At 70.2% G+C, this 18,048-nt stretch carries 10 protein-coding genes; 1 reads left to right on the top strand and 9 read right to left on the bottom strand.

All coding sequences use genetic code 11. The features are described 5' to 3' along the window. Window positions 1–65 precede the first annotated feature (65 nt). The 8 genes from R4823_RS07550 to R4823_RS07515 all read right to left on the bottom strand — a co-directional run bounded on the left by R4823_RS07550 (window position 66) and on the right by R4823_RS07515 (window position 16,070). Window positions 66–6,341, bottom strand: a complete 6,276-nt coding sequence (locus R4823_RS07550; protein WP_087839878.1) for an autotransporter outer membrane beta-barrel domain-containing protein — start codon at window positions 6,339–6,341, stop codon at window positions 66–68. Between the two features lie 146 nt (window positions 6,342–6,487). Next, a complete protein-coding gene (gene lon / locus R4823_RS07545; RefSeq protein WP_338618152.1) occupies window positions 6,488–8,917 on the bottom strand; it encodes an endopeptidase La in 2,430 nt (809 codons plus the stop codon). A gap of 44 nt (window positions 8,918–8,961) precedes the next feature. Further along, window positions 8,962–9,366: an Hsp20/alpha crystallin family protein gene (locus R4823_RS07540; protein WP_087839880.1), complete on the bottom strand. Its 405-nt coding sequence runs from the start codon at window positions 9,364–9,366 to the stop codon at window positions 8,962–8,964. Between the two features lie 39 nt (window positions 9,367–9,405). Continuing rightward, window positions 9,406–11,028: an efflux transporter outer membrane subunit gene (locus R4823_RS07535; RefSeq protein WP_087839881.1), complete on the bottom strand. Its 1,623-nt coding sequence runs from the start codon at window positions 11,026–11,028 to the stop codon at window positions 9,406–9,408. 13 nt (window positions 11,029–11,041) lie between these two features. Continuing rightward, the gene (locus tag R4823_RS07530; protein ID WP_087839882.1) at window positions 11,042–12,157 is read right to left on the bottom strand and encodes an ABC transporter permease; all 1,116 of its coding nucleotides are present in this window, start codon (window positions 12,155–12,157) and stop codon (window positions 11,042–11,044) included. A gap of 3 nt (window positions 12,158–12,160) precedes the next feature. Continuing rightward, window positions 12,161–13,300 (bottom strand): ABC transporter permease, encoded by a 1,140-nt coding sequence (locus R4823_RS07525; RefSeq protein WP_087839883.1) that lies wholly within the window; start codon window positions 13,298–13,300, stop codon window positions 12,161–12,163. Beyond that, window positions 13,297–15,057, bottom strand: coding sequence for an ATP-binding cassette domain-containing protein (locus tag R4823_RS07520; protein ID WP_087839884.1), 1,761 nt, complete (start codon window positions 15,055–15,057; stop codon window positions 13,297–13,299). Before R4823_RS07520 ends, R4823_RS07525 begins: the two co-directional genes overlap by 4 nt. Continuing rightward, complete coding sequence (locus R4823_RS07515) at window positions 15,054–16,070, bottom strand: HlyD family efflux transporter periplasmic adaptor subunit (protein ID WP_087839885.1); 1,017 nt, start codon at window positions 16,068–16,070, stop codon at window positions 15,054–15,056. The genes R4823_RS07520 and R4823_RS07515 overlap by 4 nt, the downstream gene beginning before the upstream one ends. A 72-nt stretch (window positions 16,071–16,142) precedes the next feature. Here R4823_RS07515 and R4823_RS07510 point away from each other — a divergent pair, with 72 nt between their 5' ends. Next, window positions 16,143–16,865, top strand: coding sequence for a CerR family C-terminal domain-containing protein (locus tag R4823_RS07510; protein WP_243724414.1), 723 nt, complete (start codon window positions 16,143–16,145; stop codon window positions 16,863–16,865). Between the two features lie 3 nt (window positions 16,866–16,868). Here R4823_RS07510 and R4823_RS07505 read toward each other — a convergent pair whose 3' ends face one another. Further along, window positions 16,869–17,855, bottom strand: a complete 987-nt coding sequence (locus R4823_RS07505; RefSeq protein ID WP_132979254.1) for a tripartite tricarboxylate transporter substrate binding protein — start codon at window positions 17,853–17,855, stop codon at window positions 16,869–16,871. Window positions 17,856–18,048 lie beyond the last annotated feature (193 nt).

Raw genomic sequence — 18,048 nt, 5'->3', positions numbered from 1 at the left:
GCGCAGCGAAGCCGGTCCCGGCACCCCGGACAAGACCGGGTAAAGAACCCAATTCAACCCAACCCCTAGAACCGCACCCCCAGCTTCAGGCTGGCCGTCTGCGCCACCAGATGCTCGCCCGCCTGGATCCCGTACTCCGCCCGCAGCGACCACGCATCGGCCGACATCACCTCGATGCCGGCCGTCGCGCTGCCGAATACCCCCGGCACACGGGTCGACAACGTGAACGCATCCTGCGGCGCCACCGCCAGCCGCACATCGGTCGACACCTTGCGCCCCGCCACCAGCCCCACGCCCAGCGCAAGATAGGGACGCGCGACCGCCTTGCCCATACTGACCTTGCCGCCGAACTCGATGCTGGGCGTCAGCACCGCGCTCCACCGGTCGCTGGCGTCGTGCACCAGGTCGAAGAGGCCCGCGCCCGACTCCCTGTATCCCGGCGTGCGATCGTAGATGAGGTCCAGGTCCGCATACGGCTTGGCGTACCAGTCGCCGAACGAGAACTGATAGGCGGCCCGGGCACGCGCCGCCAGCTGGTAGGAATCGGGCTTGCTGGTCGCTCGCGCGGCCATGCCCGGCAGCACGATGCTTCGCGCCTGGTCCGATTCCTCGTAGCCCCCCATCAGCGCGCCGGCGAACTGCCAGGCCCCCGTCTGCCGCTTCAGCGTCAGGCCGGCATGGAAGCTGTCGCTGGCGATGCGCACGGTGTTGTCCGCGGAATAGGTATTGGTGCGGCTGTAGCTGGCCGAGGCCCCCAGGAACCAGTCCGGCGCCAGTTGGCGCTGCACGCCGAACTGCACCGTGGTCTGCCGGTTGTCGTAGCCTGCGCCGTCGGCGGACGCCGAACGGTCGAAGCGGCCGCCTATCACACGCGCCCACGCGCATTCGCCCTCGGCCAGCTGGACGCTTCGATCGCTGAAGTGGGGGCAGCTCATCATCCGGTCCAGCGCCGAGTGAAGTTCGTAGGTGCGGTTGCTCGCGCGGCTCAGCGCCGCGTCGGAGGCCACCGCGCCCAGCGCTTTCACATACGCATCCGTACCTTCCAGCCGCGCGAAGGGATCGAACAGCGTCGTCAGGCCGCGATCACCCCGGTCCCACAGGGTTTGCAGGTAGCCGGCGATGCTGGCCTGGTTGGCGGTCAGGCCCAGGTTCTGCGGACGAAAATTCGCCTGGGGCGTGACCCATAGCTGGCCGTCGCTGGTCAGCGACACGTCGTAGTTCACGACCGGCGATTGCCCCGCAAGGCTGAACGAGCCCGTCGGCGTGGTATTGAATTGGGCGATCAGCATGGGCTGGCCGCCGGCCAGGTTGTGCCCCAGCACCAGCAGGCTGCCGCCCAGTTGCGCCGGCCCGCTCACGCCGATCACGTCGGCCAGTCCGCCCGCGCTGAAATCGACGTCGGCCTGGAAGACGCCTCCCGGGCCTTGCGTGAAACCCTGCATGAACGTCGTCTGGTACGAACCACGCTGGTCGACCGGACCTCCCGGGTTGAACACCCCCTGGTTGACCAGGGAGGCGTCCAGCCGCTGGCCGCTGGCCAGCACCGCGCCCGGGTGATTGACGAAAGTACCTCGGGCAGCGTCGCCGCTCGTGACGCTGCCGATGAACAAGCCGTAGTTGTCCACGGCCACCCGGCCGGAGGCATCGATCGCGGTCGCGCCGGCTATCAGGCCCTGGTTGGAGACCGAGGTGGCGTTGTCGGTGACCGTCCGGATCGCCGTGCCACTGGCAACGTCCGCGTAGACGGCGGACGATGTGCCCACGCCTATAGTGACGGCACCGCCGCTGTCCTGCGCCGCGCTGCCGGCGCTCACGGCCAGGATGGCCGGCGCGCCGCCGCCCTGCGCGGTGACCAGGGAACCCGTGCCCAGCCCGATGTTGATTGCCCCACCCGCGCTGCCCGTTCCGCCGCCGCTGCTCCGAACCTGGATGCCGGCTTCCGAGAAGACGGCGCCGCCGCCCAGGCTGAGCGCGGCGATGGCAGGCGCGTTCCGGCCCTGCGTGGCGACCATGACGCCCACCTGCACGTCGACCGCGCCGCCATTGCCTGCGCCCCCCGCCACGTCGACGGCCTTGACCAGGGTGTCGTCGTAGCTGACCGAGGACAGGTCCCCGGCCAGGCCTCCGCCGCCACCCACGCTCTGCGCCAGCACGCCGATGGCGCCCGCCCCTTCGGTCAGCACCGAGCCTTCGACGTTCACGTTGACCGCGCCGCCCGCGCCCGAGCCCTGCGACGCGGGCGCGGCCAGCGTAGTCCTGCCCGCGGCCGTCGACAGGCCGGCGATACCACCCCCGCCGCCCACGCTTTGCGCCAGCACCCCCACGGCGTTCCTGCCCCGCGTGTCGATGGAGCTGTTGACCGCCACGCGCGCATCGACCTGGCCGCCGTCGCCCACCGCGCCGCCCAGCGCTCCCAGCGCGACGCTGGCGGTGGCCTGCGCCTGCCCGCCACTCAACAGGCCCACGTAGCCGCCACCCGCGCCCACGCTTTGCGCCAGCACGCCGAAGGCCAGGTCGCCCGAGGTCTGGACCATCGTATGGGTGATCGTGCTCGCCCCTTCGTCGTATTTGCCGGTGGTCACGGAAACGTGTCCGCCGTCGGTCCGCACGGCTTCCTGGTTCGACGCATCCATGCCCAGCGTCACTTGCGCCGGCGCCAGCATCGGCGCCGCGGCGGCGCTGGTGGCCAGCGTCGCCGCTCCGCCTCCGCCGCCTATGCTCTGGGCCATCACGCCATGGGACAGCGTGCCGGACGTGACGATGTTGCCGCCGGTCGTGGTGACCGTCGCGTCGCCGGCGTAGACGGGGGGAATCGAGAACCCGCCCACCACGCTGATCTTCCCGCCCAGCGAAATGACCGGCGCCTGTGCCGCGTGCCCGGCTCCCAGCCCCGCCGCGTCCAGGCCGTCGATGCTGATCGAGGCCAGTCCGCCCCCGCCGCTCACGCTCTGCGCGATCACCGCCGGCGCATCGTCGCCCTGGGTACGGACCTGTCTCGTCGTGACCGAGGCGCCGCCACCGCTCATCACCGCCGCCTCCGACATGAAGCCCGGCAGGGTCCGGCTGCCTCCCATCGTGATCGTCAGCGGCGCTTCCGTCTGTCCGGCCGGCGTGGCCAGCCCGCCGGCCCCGACCAGGAAGCTCGACACCTCGGCCTTGCCACCGCCCCCGCCCACGCTTTGCGCCACGATGCCGGGCGCATGGTCGCCCCTCGTCGCCACCACGCTGCCCGCCGCGCTGGCATCGACCGTGGCCAGGCCGCCATTGCCGCCGCCCCCTCCGCCGCCGCCCACGGTCACGTTGATGTTGCGGGTCAGGGACATACCCTTGGACGCCAGGAGTTCGGCGATCTGGTCGATCTTCTCCAGGATCTCGGCGGCCTGGTCGCCGCCGTGCGCTTTCACCAGTTCGGCCAGGTCCTGTTCCGAGACCGTGCCCACGCCCCCGCCGCCACCCACGCTTTGCGCCAGGATGGCGGCCGCGGCCTTGCCGGCGGTCGAGACCGTGCCGGTGTTGGCCACCTGCACCGTGCCCCCCTGCCCGCCATCGCCGGCATTCCCGCCCACCGACAGATTGGTGCCTATCGAAGGCGCCAGGGAAACCACGTTGCTGACGCCTTCGTTGGCGGCCTTCAGCAAGGTGTCGATCGCGGACAGCAGGCTGGATGCGCCCGCCGAGCCGATGGCCCCGGACCGCCCGCCGCTGCCGGCGATGCTTTGCGCAATGATGCCCGCCGACGCCAGGCCCTGTGTCGCGATGGCGCCGTCGTTGGCGACGGCGACGTTGCCGCCATTGCCGCCACTCCCGCCGTTGCCGCCGACCCGGGTATCGAGCGCGTAGCTCAGCCCTCCGAACGAGATCGAGCTGGGCGCTTCCTCCAGCCATTCGGAAACCTTGGCCAACGTCTCCAGGAATGCGGTGGGCGACCCGACCACGGGTTCGAACGAACGCTCGGTCTCCTGCTGGACGAGGCCGCCGTTGCCGCCCCCGCCGCCCACGCTCTGCGCCAGCACGGCCACGGCATGGTCGCCGGCGGTGGTGATCGCGCCGCCGCCCTGGTTGTGTACCGAGATCGCCCCGCCGTGCCCCCCGCTGCCGCCCTCGCCCCCGGTCGTGACGCCGTAGCTGATGGTGAAGCTGGACGCGCCTATCGTCGTCGGCCGCAGCGGCGCGGCCGCCACGCCGCCGCTGCCGCCACCGCCGCCGCTGCTTTGCGCGAAGATGCCGTGGCTCTCGTGCCCCGAGGTGGCCACCGTGCCGGCATTGGCGATGTCGACCTCCCCGGCGTTGCCCGCCGAGGCGCCGCGGCCGCCCACCGTGACCTGGATGCTGGCCGTGCCCGACGGGATGTCCGGCCCCAGTTCCGGCGCGATGGTCGCCTGCACGGACTCGGCGAACGCGCCGTTGCCGCCTCCGCCTCCGACCGACCGGCCGACCACCGCGCTGCTGAGGGCCCCCGAGGTCGTGACCGAGCCGCCCGGACCGAGCCCGATGGCGACGTGCCCGCCCGCCCCGCCCGCGCCGCCGTCTCCGCCGGTGGACAGCGCGACGCCGACCAGCACGCCCACCGAGGCCGCCTTGGCCGATCCGCCGTGCCCGCCGCCCCCGCCTATGCTTTGCAGCATCACGCCGGTGGAGCCCGCGCCCTGCGTGGCGATCCGTCCGGACGAGGTCAGCGACAAGTCGCCGCCATCGCCCGCGACGCCGCCCCGGCCGCCTATCGCCATCGACACGATCAGGCCGGTGCTGTCGGCATCGCCGCCCACGCCGCCGCCACCGCCGGCGCTTTGCATGAGCACCGCGCCGCTCTGGTCGCGCGTGGTGGAAATGCTGCCGGTATTGGTCACGCGGCCGGCGCCGCCATTGCCCCCGCCGCCGCCGTTGCCGCCCACGACGAACCACCCGGCCGCCTCGGCGCCCGCGCCGCCCTCGCCGCCGGACGCCTGGGCGACGATGCCGAAGGATCCCGTGCCCGTGGTCCCGTCATCGTCCTCGGCGCCCGCGCCGGCGATCGCGATCGAACCGCTGTTGGTGATGTCGTAGGCCAGCGCGCCCACGCCGCCGCCGGAACCGCCGCTGCCGCTGTGGCCCGACAGCCCGCCATCGCCGCCCTTGCCGCCGTCGCCGCCCGCGACCCGGACCTGGATGCCGCTGGAATAATCGCCGTAGGTGGCGATCCGGCCCGAATTGGCGATGGTGACGCCGCTGGCCGACCCGCCGTCGCCGCCGTCATGTCCTGACGACCAGGAGCCGGCCCCGCCATCGCCCCCCCTGCCGCCCTGGCTGCTGGCCAGGATGGCGGCGGACGCCGTGCCGTGCGTCGTGATGGCGCCCGCGTTCAAGACGGTGACATGCCCGGCGTTTCCACCGCGATTGGCGCGCACGTCCTGGGCGGGTTCGCCCTCGTCGCTTCCTTCCGCGCCTCCGCCCCGGCCGCCCTGGGTGCGCGCGATCACGCCTGCCGTTCCCGTGCCGTCGGTAGTGATGGAACTGCTGCCGTCGATGCTGACGCTGACATCGCCGGTGTCGCCGCCCTGCCCTGCCGTGCTGTGTCCGCCGCCGACGCCGCCGTGAAAACCGTCCCCGCCCCGGCCCCCCACGGACTGGGCCAGCACGCCGGCGGTCTCCGACTGCCCCGTGCCGCCGGACACGGTCACGGACGTTCCATAGCTCAGGTTCACGCTGGCCGCGCCCGCCTTGCCGCCGCGCCCGGAATCGCCGGACGGCAGGATGTCGCGGATCGAGGGTTCCTGGCCCGCGCCGCCCAGGGAATCGACCCATATGCCATAGGTCCCGGCCGTGATGCCGGTGCCCGAGACCACCACGCTCGCGTCGTGGCCGTCTCCGCCCTCGCCGTAGCGCCGCCCCCCGCTCTGCATCGCCCACCTGCCTCCGTCGCCGCCATGCGAGGCGGCGCGCAGCCCGACTCCGCCGCTGCGCAGGGTGCTGTCCAGCAGGTTGTAGCCCAGCGTCGCGCCCTCCCCGCCGTTGCCGCCCCAGTGGTTGTAGTTCGTATCGCCCGGGTCGGTGGAACCCTCGCTGTCGCCGCCATGGCCGCCGCTCACGTCCACGAAGACCGCGGTGCCGGCGCCGACCGAGACGTTCAGCGACGAATCGGACGCGCCGACGAAATCCGCGCCATTGCCGCCGTCCGAGCCGTTGTGGTCATGGCAGCAGGAGCCATCGGCGCCCCGGTAGTCGTGGACGACCTGGGCCTGCACGGTACCGGCCAGCGACGACAGGGCGGCCAGCGTCGCCGCCGCCAGGAGGTCCAGACGGAACGGCCGCCTGCAAGCGCCTTCGTTGCCGGCGGCCGTCGGGGAATGCGGATACGTCGTCATGTGCGTACGGGTCCCATGCGCGAGAACTCGACAAACGAACGCAACCGTGCGTTTGTCGTACGCGAACGATCTTATTTGTCAGGATGCGGGCACCGCAATCCCTGCCGACGAATCGACACTGCCAGCCGACGAATGACATCAGGCCATCAGCCGGCCGTCGTCTCCCCCGGCTTGCCGGCCTGGCTCACCGCGCGGATCGCGTCCTCGACCGTCTCCAGGAAAATGAACTGGAGCTGCTTGCGGGATTCCTCCGGGATGTCGTCGACGTCCTTGCGGTTGCGCGCCGGCAACAGCACGGTCTTGATGCCGGCCCGCAACGCGGCCAGCACCTTTTCCTTGATGCCCCCGACCGGCAGGACCAGTCCGCGCAGGCTGATCTCGCCCGTCATCGCCCGGTCCGAGGGGACCGGCGTATTGGTCATCAGCGACGTCAGCGCGACGAACATCGCCACGCCGGCGCTGGGGCCGTCCTTGGGAATCGCGCCCGCCGGAACATGGACGTGGATGTCGCTGTGCTCGAACAGCGCGGGATCGACATTCAAGGAGGCCGCACGGCCCTTGAGCAGCGTCAACGCCGCCTGCACGCTCTCGCGCATGACCTCGCCCAGTTGTCCGGTCAGGATCAGCCTGCCGTTGCCCGGCGTGCGGCTGGCCTCGATGAACAGGATGTCGCCGCCGACCGGCGTCCAGGCCAGCCCGGTAGCCACGCCCGCCAGGCCGGTACGCATGGCGATCTCGCTTTCGAAGCGTGGCGCGCCCAGGATCGCATGGACCTCGTCCACGTCGATGCGCACGTGCTGCGCCGTCCCTTCGGCGACGCTCATGGCGGCATGGCGGAAGGTACTGCCGATCTCGCGCTCGAGATTGCGCACGCCGGCTTCGCGGGTATAGCCGTTGATCACCTCGTGGATGGCCGCGTCGGTGATCTCGCACTGCGTGGGCGCGAGGCCATTGGCCTCGAGCTGGCGCGGCACCAGGTAGCGGCGCGCGATCTGGGCCTTCTCCTCCTCGGTGTAGCCCGGCAGCGTGATGACTTCCATGCGGTCGCGCAGCGGCCCGGGAATGCCGTCGAGCACGTTGGCCGTCGCGATGAACAGCACCCTGGAAAGATCGAAGGGCACGCCCAGGTAGTTGTCGCGGAAGGTATCGTGCTGCTCGGGATCGAGCACCTCGAGCAGCGCCGCGGCGGGATCGCCCTGGGCGCTGGCGCCCAGCTTGTCCACCTCGTCCAGCATCATCACGCAGTTGTTCGAACCGGCCTTGTGGATGGCCTGGATCACGTTGCCCGGCAACGCGCCGATGTAGGTGCGCCGATGGCCGCGTATCTCGGCCTCGTCGTGCACGCCGCCCAGGCTCAGCCGCACGAACTTGCGTCCCGTGGCCTTGGCGATGCTCTGGCCCAGCGAAGTCTTGCCCACTCCCGGCGGCCCCGCAAAGCACAGCACCGGACTCTTGCCGGTGGGATTGAGCTTGCGCACGGCCAGGTACTCCAGGATGCGGCGCTTGATCTTGTCGAGCCCGTAGTGGTCCTCGTCCAGGATCCGCCGGGCCTCGGCGATGTCGATGCGGTCCTCGGTGGATACCGACCAGGGCAGCTCGATCAGCCAATCCAGGTAGGTGCGGATCATCGAGTACTCGCCCGATGCCTCGGGTATGCCCTCCAGCCGCTTGAGCTCCTTGCGCGCCTGCTTCTCGGCCTCTTCCGGCATGCCGGCCTTGGCGATGCGCTCGCCCAGCTCCGCCAGTTCGGCGCTGTTGCCCTCGGCCTCGCCCAGTTCCTGCTGGATGGTCTTGAGCTGCTCGCGCAGCATGACCTCGCGCTGGCGATCCTCGAAGCGCGCCTTGGTCTGCTGGTCGATGTCGCGGCTGATGCGCAGCACCTCGATCTGGTGCATCATCAGGGCCAGCACCTTGTCGGCCCGGGCAACGACGTCCACGGTCTCGAGCACGTCCTGCTTTTCCTCCGGCCGGATCTCCATCAGCCCGGCGATGAAATCCGTCAGCAGCGGCGCCGAGGTCATGTTCTGGATGGAGCCCGCCAGTTCCGCCGGCGCCTGCGGCAACAGTTGCAGGATGTCCAGCGCGCGCGCCTTGAGCTGGATCAGGCGCGCCTCGATGTCCGAGGTCATGATCTCCGGATCCTCGAAGCGCTGGACCCGCGCCACCATGAACGGATAGCCCTGCAGCAGCTCGATGATGCGGAAACGCTGCACGCCCTGGCAGATGACGTGGTGCGTGCCGTCGGGCGTGGTCACGTAGCGCATGACGTTGGCCACCGTCCCCATGGGATGGAGGTCGCCGTCGCCCAGCTCCTCGGCCTCCGGGTCGCGCTGCAGCACGACTCCCACCTGGCGGCCGGCCCGTGCGGCCTCCTGCGCGCCGCGCACGGTGCTGTCGCGGCCGATGGAAATGGGCGCCACCAATCCCGGGAAAAGCACGAGATTGCGCACCGGGACCAGCGTCAACGCGTCCGACGGCAGCGCGATCGATGGCGCCGGCCCCTGGCCCGCGGGCTGCGCACCCTGCGCCTCCTGCCGTTCCTGCCCCGATTGTTGGTCTCGAAATTCGTTTGCCATGGCTTCTTACCTGTCCCCGGTTCGAGTTGCGGCGTGCCGCCGGTCTATCCCAGCTTGAGCAGGGTCAGCAGGAGGCAGCCGTCCACCATCCTGTGCTCCCGGATTTCGAACGCGCCCGGCGGCAGCGCGATGCGCCGCTCGAAGCGGCCGTAGGGAATTTCTATGCGGCGGATGTGGGCCTCGGCCGGCGCCGGCAAGGGGCGTTCGCCCACCACGGTAAGCGTCGGCCCGTCGATCAGCACCTGGACCTGGTCGGGCGCGACGCCGGGCAGCGCGACCAGCACGGACAACGCCCGGCCGGTCTCGAAGATGTCGATGGGGGGTTCCCAGGTGGGCCCCTGCGGGCCGCCGTGGCCCGGACGGAAGAATTGGCGGTGCAGGTTGTCCGCCTGCTCCAGCAGCCTGACCGCGTCGATCCACATGGCGTTGGACGGTTTGCGATAGATCATGGTCCTTGTCCTTGCTCGGGGCGCCCCGATGGCTCCAAATTAAGGCGGCGCGTGGCATCTGGCAATAGGGGATGGAAAGGCCGCACCCCGCCGCCGGGCCGGAACGCACGCGGGGCGCGGGGTCGCGGATTCGTAACAGATGTCGCAGTCAGTGGCGGGGACGCCCGGCGCCACCTGCCCGCCCCCGCCTATGGCCTTGTAGATCGCGACCAGCCCGATACGCAGTTGACTGTCGCTCTGCGCCAGGTCGCGCCTGGCTTGCGACAAGGTGCGCCGGGCGTCGAGTTCCGGCAGGAAATCGGTCATCCCGCCGGCGTGGCGGGCCCGGGCCAGTTCGAGAGCGTCGCTGCTGGCGCGCAGCCTGCGGCGCAGCTCGATATTGCGCCGGCGTTCGGCGCCGTACCCGGTCAGGGCATCGTCGATCTCCTGCCACGCCCGCAACACCGTCTGCTGGTAGGACACCGCCGCCTCCTGCTGCGCCAGTTCGCGCAGCGCCACGGTGGAGCGTCGCCGCCCCCGGTCGAACAGCGGCAACGACAGGCTGGGACCGACCGACCAGCGCCGGCTGCCCCATTCGCCGAACCTGCCGTCCTTGAACGACTCGTAGCCGAAACTCGCGCCCAGCACGATGCGCGGATACAGGTCGGCCGTCGCGATGCCGATGTCGGCCGTGGCCGCATGCAGCCGCGCTTCGGCCGCCCGTATGTCGGGCCGGCGCAGCGCGACCTCGGAAGGCAGCCCCAGTGCCAAATCGGGCATGGGGGCGTCCGTGTCCCGGGTTTCCGCCAGCATGTCCCGCAGCGCCCCGGGAGGCTGGCCGGCCAGGAACCCAATGCGGTTGGCCGCCGCGGCCTCCTGCGCGCGCAGCGGCGCCAGCCGGCCGGTCAGGTCGGCCAGCAACGCCTGTTGCCGCGACACGTCCAGCGCATCGATCTGCCCGCCGTCCCGCCGCGCCTGCAAGATGTCCAGGGACTCCCGCGCCGCGGCGATATCCTCCTGCAACCATTGCAATTGCGCCTGGATGCCGCGCAGTTCGAAATAGTCGCGCGCGATCTCGCTGGCCACCGACAGCCGCGCCTGCGCCAGCGCCGCCGCCGATGCGTCCACGTCGGCATCGGCCGCCTCGATCGAACGTGCGACCCGGCCCCACAAGTCGATTTCCCAGGACATGTCGAAGCCCGCCTGGTACAGCGTGAACGGGTCGCTCAGCACCGAGACGAGCTGCTCGCGGTTGTCGGGCGCGATCGCGTCCAGCAGGCGGGTGCCGGCGCCGTACTCGCTCTGGCGCTGGCGCGACACGCCCGCCGACAAGCCCACGTCCGGCCCGCGCTGCGCGGCCACGGTCTGCCGCATGAGCCGGCTTTGCGCGAAACGCAGCGCCGCGGTCCGCAGGTCCGGGCTCGCCTCGCGTGCCTGCGCCAGCAGCGCGTCCAGCCTCGCATCCTGGAAGGTTTCCCACCAGCGCTCCGATGGCGCCGCCGTGGAGACGGGATCGCGCAAGGCCTCGGGAGCGCCGCGCCAGCTGTTCCAGTCCGCGGGCTGCGCGGGGGCGGGCGCCGTGAAGTCCGGCCCCACGGCCGCGCAACCGCCCAGGCACGACACGAGCAAGGTCGCCTGCAGGAAAAAACGGGTCCCGGGCCGGCGGATCGGATCGCATGCCATGCTTGGCCTCCAGTCAAACCAGACGATGGCGGAACAGCCACGCCGCCAGCGGCAATGTGAGCGCGCCCAGGACGAACATGGGCACGAGGTTGCGCCACAGCGACGGCAGGCCCGCGCCCTCCAGGTACACGCGCTGCACGAGGTCGATGGCGAAGCGCAGCGGATTCGCCAGGGTAGCGACCTGCAGGGGATCGGGCATGTTGCGCACCGGCGTGGCCAGTCCCGACAACAGCATCAGCGGCATGATCAGCACGAAGGTGTAGAGCATGGCCTGCTGCATGTTGACCGAGACGGCCGAGATGGACAGCCCGATTCCCACGCAGGCCACGGTGAAGATCGCCAGTCCCGCGTAAAGCGTCGCCAGCGACCCGGCCATGGGAATGCGGAACCAGAACAGCGCGACGCAAAGAATGATGGACGATTGCACGAGGCCGATCAGCACCGGCGGAACGGCCTTCCCGAGCATGATCTCCATGGGCGTATAGGGCGTCACGAGCAACTGGTCGAACGTGCCCTGTTCGCGCTCGCGCGCGACCGAGAGCGCGGTCAGCATCAGGGTCTGCATCATGCTGAGCGCGGCGATCAGGGCCGGCATGATGTTCCAGCGCGTCTCGAGGTTGGGGTTGTACCAGACGCGCGGCACGGCGGTGACCGGCATCCCACCGCCGCGCAGTTCGGCGTTGTAGGCCGCCACGATCTCGGCGACGTGGGCCGATGCCTGGCCGGCGGTGGTCGAGTTGCGGCCATCCAGGATGACCTGCAAGGGGGCCTCCTGCCCCTGGGCCAGCCGGGCCTCGAAGTCCGGCCCGAATTGCAGGACCAGCAGGGCGTCGCCGGCATCCACCACGCGCGCGATGTCGCGGGGCGCGGTCAGCGTGGCGACGCGATGGAAGACCCCGGTGCCGTCCAGGCGTGCCAGCAGCCGGGCCGACGCCGCGCCCTGGCTCTGGTCCAGCACGGCGTATGGCACGTTGGTCAGGTTGTAGGTCGCGGCATAGCCGAACACGACGCTCTGGAGCAAGGCGGGAACGACCAGGATCGCCCGGTTGGCGGGATCCTTCAGGATGGCCAGCAGTTCCTTGCGGCACAGCTGGGCCAGGCGTCGCCAGAAGTCGATGAAGGCATCCATGCGTCAGTCCAGCCTCTTGCGCGTGACCAGGCGCGCCACGCCCAGCAGCACGACGGCGTAAGCCGCCAGGATGGCGCAGTTCCTGGCCACCAGCGGCCAGTTGTTCCCGGCCAGGAACAGCGACTTGATCAACTCCATGAAATAGGTGGCGGGCAGGATCTGCCCGATCACCCGTATGGCCGTCGGCACGTTGCGCAGGTCGAACATGAATCCGGACAGCATCAGGGCCGGCAGGAAGCTGGCGATCAGGGCCACCTGGCTGGCCAGGAACTGGTTGCGGGTCACCGACGAGATCACCAGGCCTATGCCCAGCGCGACCAGCAGATACAACATGGCGCTGAACAGCAGGACCGGCAGCGATCCGTACATGGGCACGTGGAACAGGAAGGCCGCGGCGGCCAGGCACAGCGCCAGCCCGATCATTCCCACGCAGAAATAGGGAATGATCTTGGCCAGCAGCACTTCCACCGGCCGCACCGGCGTGACGAACAGCGACTCCAGCGTACCCCGTTCCCACTCGCGCGCCATGACGAGCGCCGTCAGGAAGGCCCCCACCAGCGTCATGATCAGCACGATCAGCCCGGGCACGAGGTACCACGTGCTGTCGTTGGCGGCGTTGAACCACATGCGGTCGACCACCTGGACCCGGCCCGCGCCCGGCCCCGCAGCCTCGCCGCGGTCGGCCCGCTTCTGGCTCCACGAGGCCAGCGCGCCGGCGACGTAGCCGCGTATCATGGTCGCGCGGCTGGCGTCCGCGCCTTGCAGCAGGACCTGCACCTGCGCGTCGCCGGCGGCCAGCCGCCGCGAGAAATCCGCCGGCACCAGCACGGCGGCATCCACCTCCCGCGCGCGCATCAGCGCGTAGGCCTCGTGCGCCGAGCCCACCACGCGGGGCGCCAGGTAGCCCGGCGTGGACAGCCCGGCCACCACGTCGCGCGCGACCGGCGAGGCATCGTCCAGCACCACCGCCACGGGCGCGTTCCGGACATCCAGCGACAATCCATAGCCGAAGATCAGGATCAGGACGATGGGCAGCGCGATGCCCATCATCAGGTTGGCGCGATCACGCAGCAACTGCCGCACTTCCTTGCGCGTCAGCGAGACCAGGCGCCGCCAGAAGCCGCCGGACCGGGATTCGCTCATGCCGTGGCCTCCGCGGTCTCCTGCCTGCGGCCACGCTCGACGATGCCGATGAATGCCTCTTCCATGTTCATGCGATGCGCGGCCGTCTCGCCCGCCTGTTTGCGCACCTGCTGCGGCGTGCCCAGCGCCAGCAGCCGCCCGGCATCCTGAATGACGATGCGATCGCAGTACTCGGCCTCTTCCATGAAATGCGTGGTCACCACGATGGTGGTGCCGTCGGCGGCCAGCGTCGTGATCCGGCGCCAGAACTCGCGCCGCGCCAGCGCGTCGGCGCCGCTGGTGGGCTCGTCCAGGAACAGGATGTCGGGCTCGTGCAGCAGGCCGACCGCCATCGCCAGCCGTTGCTTGTAGCCGCCCGGCAGGCGTCCGCTGGCCGCTCGTGCCTGGGTTTCGAGCCCGAACTGCGCCAGCACCGCCGCGATGCGCGCGCGCAGGCGCTCGCCATGCAGGCCGTAGGCGCTGCCGAAGAACGTCAGGTTTTCCATCACGCTCAGGTTGCCGTACAGCGCGAACCGCTGCGACACGTAGCCGACGCGGCGCCGGGCCCGCGCCGGCGCCGTACGCAGGTCCACGCCCGCCACGCGCAGGAAACCGCTGCTGGCGGGCAGCAGTCCGCACAGCATGCGGAAGGTCGTCGTCTTGCCCGCGCCATTGGGGCCGAGCAGGCCGAATATCTCGCCCTTGTTCACCGTGAAGCTGGTGCGGTCCACGGCGACGAAATCGCCGAACTTGCGCACCAGGTCGCGGACCTCGATGATGGCTTCGCCGCTGGCGGCCGTCGCGCTCGGCACGGGCAACGGCGCTGCCTCGGCTTCCGGCCGGCGTTCTCGAAGCAGCACCATGAAGCCGTCTTCCAACCTGGCCGCGACCGGCCGCCAGGCCAGGGAGCGTCCTGGCTCTTGCGCGGGTTCGCCCCGCGCCGCCGGGCGACGGATCACGCGCACCTCTCCCCCCTCTGGCACGGCATCGATGACGCGGGCCGTGTCGTCCAGCAGGCGCGCCTGCAGCAGCCGGGCCGGCTCGCCCGGCGGCGGCGCCGCCACGAAGCACAGCCCGCGCGCGGGCCGGCGGATATCCTCGGGCCCACCCTGCGCCAGCAGCCTGCCTTCATGCAGCACGAACACGCGGGCGCAGCGCTCGGCCTCGTCCAGATAGGTGGTGCTGACGATCACGGACAGGCGCTCGTCGTCGACCAGTTGCCGGACGATCTCCCAAAGCTCCCGGCGCGACAGGGGATCCACGCCCACCGTGGGCTCGTCCAGCAGCAGCAGTTCCGGCGACCGGACCAGCGTGCAGGCCAGCCCCAGCTTCTGCTTCATGCCGCCGGACAACTTGCCCGCCGGGCGGGCGGTGAACCGGCCGAGATCGGTCATCTCCAGCAGGCGCGCATAGCGCTCGCCCCGCCGTTGCCGGGGCACGCCATGCAGGTCCGCGTACAGGTCCAGGTTCTCCTGCACGCTCAGGTCCTCGTACAGGCCGAAGCGCTGCGGCATGTAGCTGATGCGGTTCTGCACGGCCTGGGGATCCGCGGCGACGTCGATGTCCAGCACCCGCAGTTGTCCCTCGGCCTTCATCAGCCCCGCGACCAGGCGCAGCAAGGTCGTCTTGCCCGCCCCGTCCGGCCCGACCAGCGCGGTCAGCGCGCCCGCGGGCGCGTCCAGCGAGATGCCGTCCAGCGCCACGACCTCGCTTCCCCCGCGCGCGGCCGGAAAACGCTTGCGCACGCCGCGCGCCACGACGACGGCGGCCTCGCTCATCTGGCCGGTGCTCCGTCGTCCCGCCGGTCCGGCGCGATGCGCACGGTGGCCGGCATGCCCAGCCGCAGCCGGTCCTGCGGGTCGTCCACGAGCACACGCATCTCGTAGACCAGGCTGGTCCGCAACTCCTCGGTCTGCACGTTCCTGGGCGTGAATTCGGCCACCGACGAGATGTAGCCGATACGTCCGGCGATGGGCCGGTCGGGCTGGCTGTCGGTGAATACCTCGGCCGCCATGCCCGGCCTGACGCGTCCCAGTTGCGGCTCCGACACATAGACACGCACCCACTTGGGATCGGCGATCGCCAACGTATAGGCGGGACGCTGGGGCGAGGCCATGTCGCCGGGTTCCAGCAGCCGGGCGCGCACGACGGCGTCGGCCGGCGCCTTCAGTTCGGTCTGCTCCAGGCGGTAGGCGACCAGCGCCAGCTCGGCCCGCGACACCTCCAGTTGCGCCTCGGCCTGCGCGATGTCTTCCCTGCGCGGTCCGACACGCGCAAGTTGCAGTCCCTTGCTGCGGCTGTCCCATTGTGCGCGCGCCACCCGCAGGCGCGATTCGGCATTGTCCAGGTCCTGCTGGCTGACCCCGCGTCCGCCGGTGTTCGCGGCGATGCCCCGGAGGCGCGCGAGCTGCTGCTGCGCCAGTTCGACCTCGGCCTGGGCCGACGCCACCTGTGCCTGCGCCTGCGCCACTTCCTCGGGCCGGGTGCCGTTGCGCAGCCGCAGCAGCGCCTGCTCCTGCACCGCGATACGCGCGCGGGCCTGGACCTCCTGCAAACGCAGCGAACGGTCATCCAGCACCGCCAGGACGTCGCCGGCCTTGACGCGGTCGCCTTCCTCGACCCGCATCCGGACCACCCTGTCGCTGCCGTCGAACGCCAGCGTCACCTGCCGGATATCGACGTTGCCGTATAGCGTCAAGCCATCCTGTGCGGGCGCCGGGCGCAAGACATACCACGCAGCCCCCGCCAGCACCGCCGCCACCAGCACGCCCCCTGCCAGCACCTTCTTCATCGCCGCCGCCCTTGGAAACCGTCGGTCGGCAAATTATATAACTCAAATTTCAATTTGATGTATGATTTTTACATGCCCACTCCCGCGTCCCCGGCGCCTTCCCGCATGGCCGTCACGTCCCGACCGTCGATCCCCGCCCGCTCTCCACGCATGGACGGCGAAGCCACCCGCGCCCGCATCCTGGAGACCGCCGGGCAACTGTTCGCCGAGCGGGGCTACGCGGACACCACCAGCAAAGCCATCTGCGAGCGGGCACAATGCAACATGGCCGCGGTCAACTACCACTTCGGCAGCCGCGACGGTCTCTACCTGGCTTTATTGAAGGAAGTCCACAAGCATCTGATCAGCCTGGACTACCTGACGCGCCTGGCGCACAGCGCCCAGCCCCCGCGGCGCAAGCTCGAGGAATTCCTGGACGGACTGACGGCCAGCCTGCTCAATGCCGACAGCTGGCACATCCGCCTGTGGGCACGCGAGGTGCTGGCGCCCTCGCCCCACCTGGACGGCATCATCGAGGCCGAGGCCCTGCCGAAGTTCGGGCTCATCAGCGCCATCATCGGCGAGATCACCGGCATCCCCGCCGGGGACCCGGCGCTGACCCGGTGCGTGCTGAGCGTCATGGCGCCCTGCATGGTGCTGCTGATCGTCCACCGCGACATGAACAGCCCCATCCAGGCACTGTTCCAGCAGCCGGCGGCGGACCTGGCCGCGCACCTGAAGACCTATGCGTTCGCGGGACTGGATGCCATCGTCGCCACCCGCCCCCCGCGCCGGTCCGCGCGCAAGCCGCGCTGACGCCTACTCCGCCTGCAGGCCGTGGCGCGCGACCACGTCCTTCCAGCGGGCGAATTCCTTGCGGTTCAGTTCCGCGAATTCCTCGGGCGAAGTCAATACGACGTCATAGCCCTTCTCGAGCAGGTCCTTGCGCATCTGCGGCGCCCCCATGATCGCGCCGATCTCGTCGTGCAGGCGCTGGACGATGGCCTTGGGCGTGCCGGCCGGCGCGTACATGCCCACCCAGATCGACAGGTCGTAGTCGGGATATCCCGACTCGGCCACCGTGGGCAGATCGGGCACCAGTTGCGAACGCAGCCTGCCGGTCTGGGCCATGGGCTTGAGCTTGCCCGAGGCCACGTTCGCGCGCGAGGCCTCGACCGTGCTGATCAGCATGGTCGAGCTGTTCTGCATGACGTCCATGGCCGCCACGCCCATGCCATTGGCCGGGATGTGGCGCATCTTCGTTCCCAACATGTCCTGCAGCACCAGGGAATACAGATGGGTGGTCGAGCCCGGGCCCGGCGAACTGTAGCTGACCTCGTCGCCCATTTTCTTCAAATAGGCGACGAATTCCGGAAAGGTCTTGGCCGGCACGGACGGGTGCGTCAGGATCAGCATCTGGCCCGAGGCGATCTGCCCGATGGGCGTGAAATCCTTGACCGGATCGTAGGGCGTCTTGCGCGAAGCCGGGGTGATGACATGCGTGTTCAGGGACATCATCAACGTGTAGCCGTCGGGCGCGGCCTTGGCCACGTAGGCGGTGCCGATGGCGGCCGCCGCGCCGGGCTTGTTCTCGACCACGACGCTCTGGCCCAGCCGCGCCGCCAGCTTCTCGGACAAGAGCCGCGACAGGGTATCGGGGCTGGTACCAGGGGTATAGGGAACGACGATCTTGATCGGCCGCGATGGATAGTCGCCCCCGGCCCTGGCGGCGGCCGGGACGGCGACACCAGCCAGGCCCAGTGTCACGGCAAGCGCGGCCCGGGTGGGCGAAAAGCTGCGTTTCATGTTGTCTCCTCATCTATCTCTGGCAGTTCCCGGCGATATGCAGGTGAACCCCCATTCGGTTCTGCGGCCGACGAGGTCCGGCGCCCGGCGCGTACTGCCAGGCGTCGAACACTCTAACAAACATACTATATGCTTTTTTTGAGGAATGGCGGCCGGCCTAAGGTAAGTCACCAAGGCGTACCGATGTGTTTGA

It is taken from the genome of Pigmentiphaga sp. CHJ604 (assembly GCF_036972535.1).
Lineage (GTDB): Bacteria > Pseudomonadota > Gammaproteobacteria > Burkholderiales > Burkholderiaceae_B > Pigmentiphaga > Pigmentiphaga daeguensis.
This window is presented reverse-complemented; position numbering and strand designations above follow the sequence as displayed.

Coding starts and splice junctions, on each gene's coding strand:
- R4823_RS07510 (WP_243724414.1), top strand. CDS start 16,143: ATGCCCACTCCCGCGTCCCCGGCGCCTTCCCGCATGGCCGTCACGTCC.
- R4823_RS07530 (WP_087839882.1), bottom strand. CDS start 12,157: ATGGATGCCTTCATCGACTTCTGGCGACGCCTGGCCCAGCTGTGCCGC.
- R4823_RS07525 (WP_087839883.1), bottom strand. CDS start 13,300: ATGAGCGAATCCCGGTCCGGCGGCTTCTGGCGGCGCCTGGTCTCGCTG.
- R4823_RS07520 (WP_087839884.1), bottom strand. CDS start 15,057: ATGAGCGAGGCCGCCGTCGTCGTGGCGCGCGGCGTGCGCAAGCGTTTT.
- R4823_RS07505 (WP_132979254.1), bottom strand. CDS start 17,855: ATGAAACGCAGCTTTTCGCCCACCCGGGCCGCGCTTGCCGTGACACTG.
- lon (WP_338618152.1), bottom strand. CDS start 8,917: ATGGCAAACGAATTTCGAGACCAACAATCGGGGCAGGAACGGCAGGAG.
- R4823_RS07535 (WP_087839881.1), bottom strand. CDS start 11,028: ATGGCATGCGATCCGATCCGCCGGCCCGGGACCCGTTTTTTCCTGCAG.
- R4823_RS07515 (WP_087839885.1), bottom strand. CDS start 16,070: ATGAAGAAGGTGCTGGCAGGGGGCGTGCTGGTGGCGGCGGTGCTGGCG.
- R4823_RS07550 (WP_087839878.1), bottom strand. CDS start 6,341: ATGACGACGTATCCGCATTCCCCGACGGCCGCCGGCAACGAAGGCGCT.
- R4823_RS07540 (WP_087839880.1), bottom strand. CDS start 9,366: ATGATCTATCGCAAACCGTCCAACGCCATGTGGATCGACGCGGTCAGG.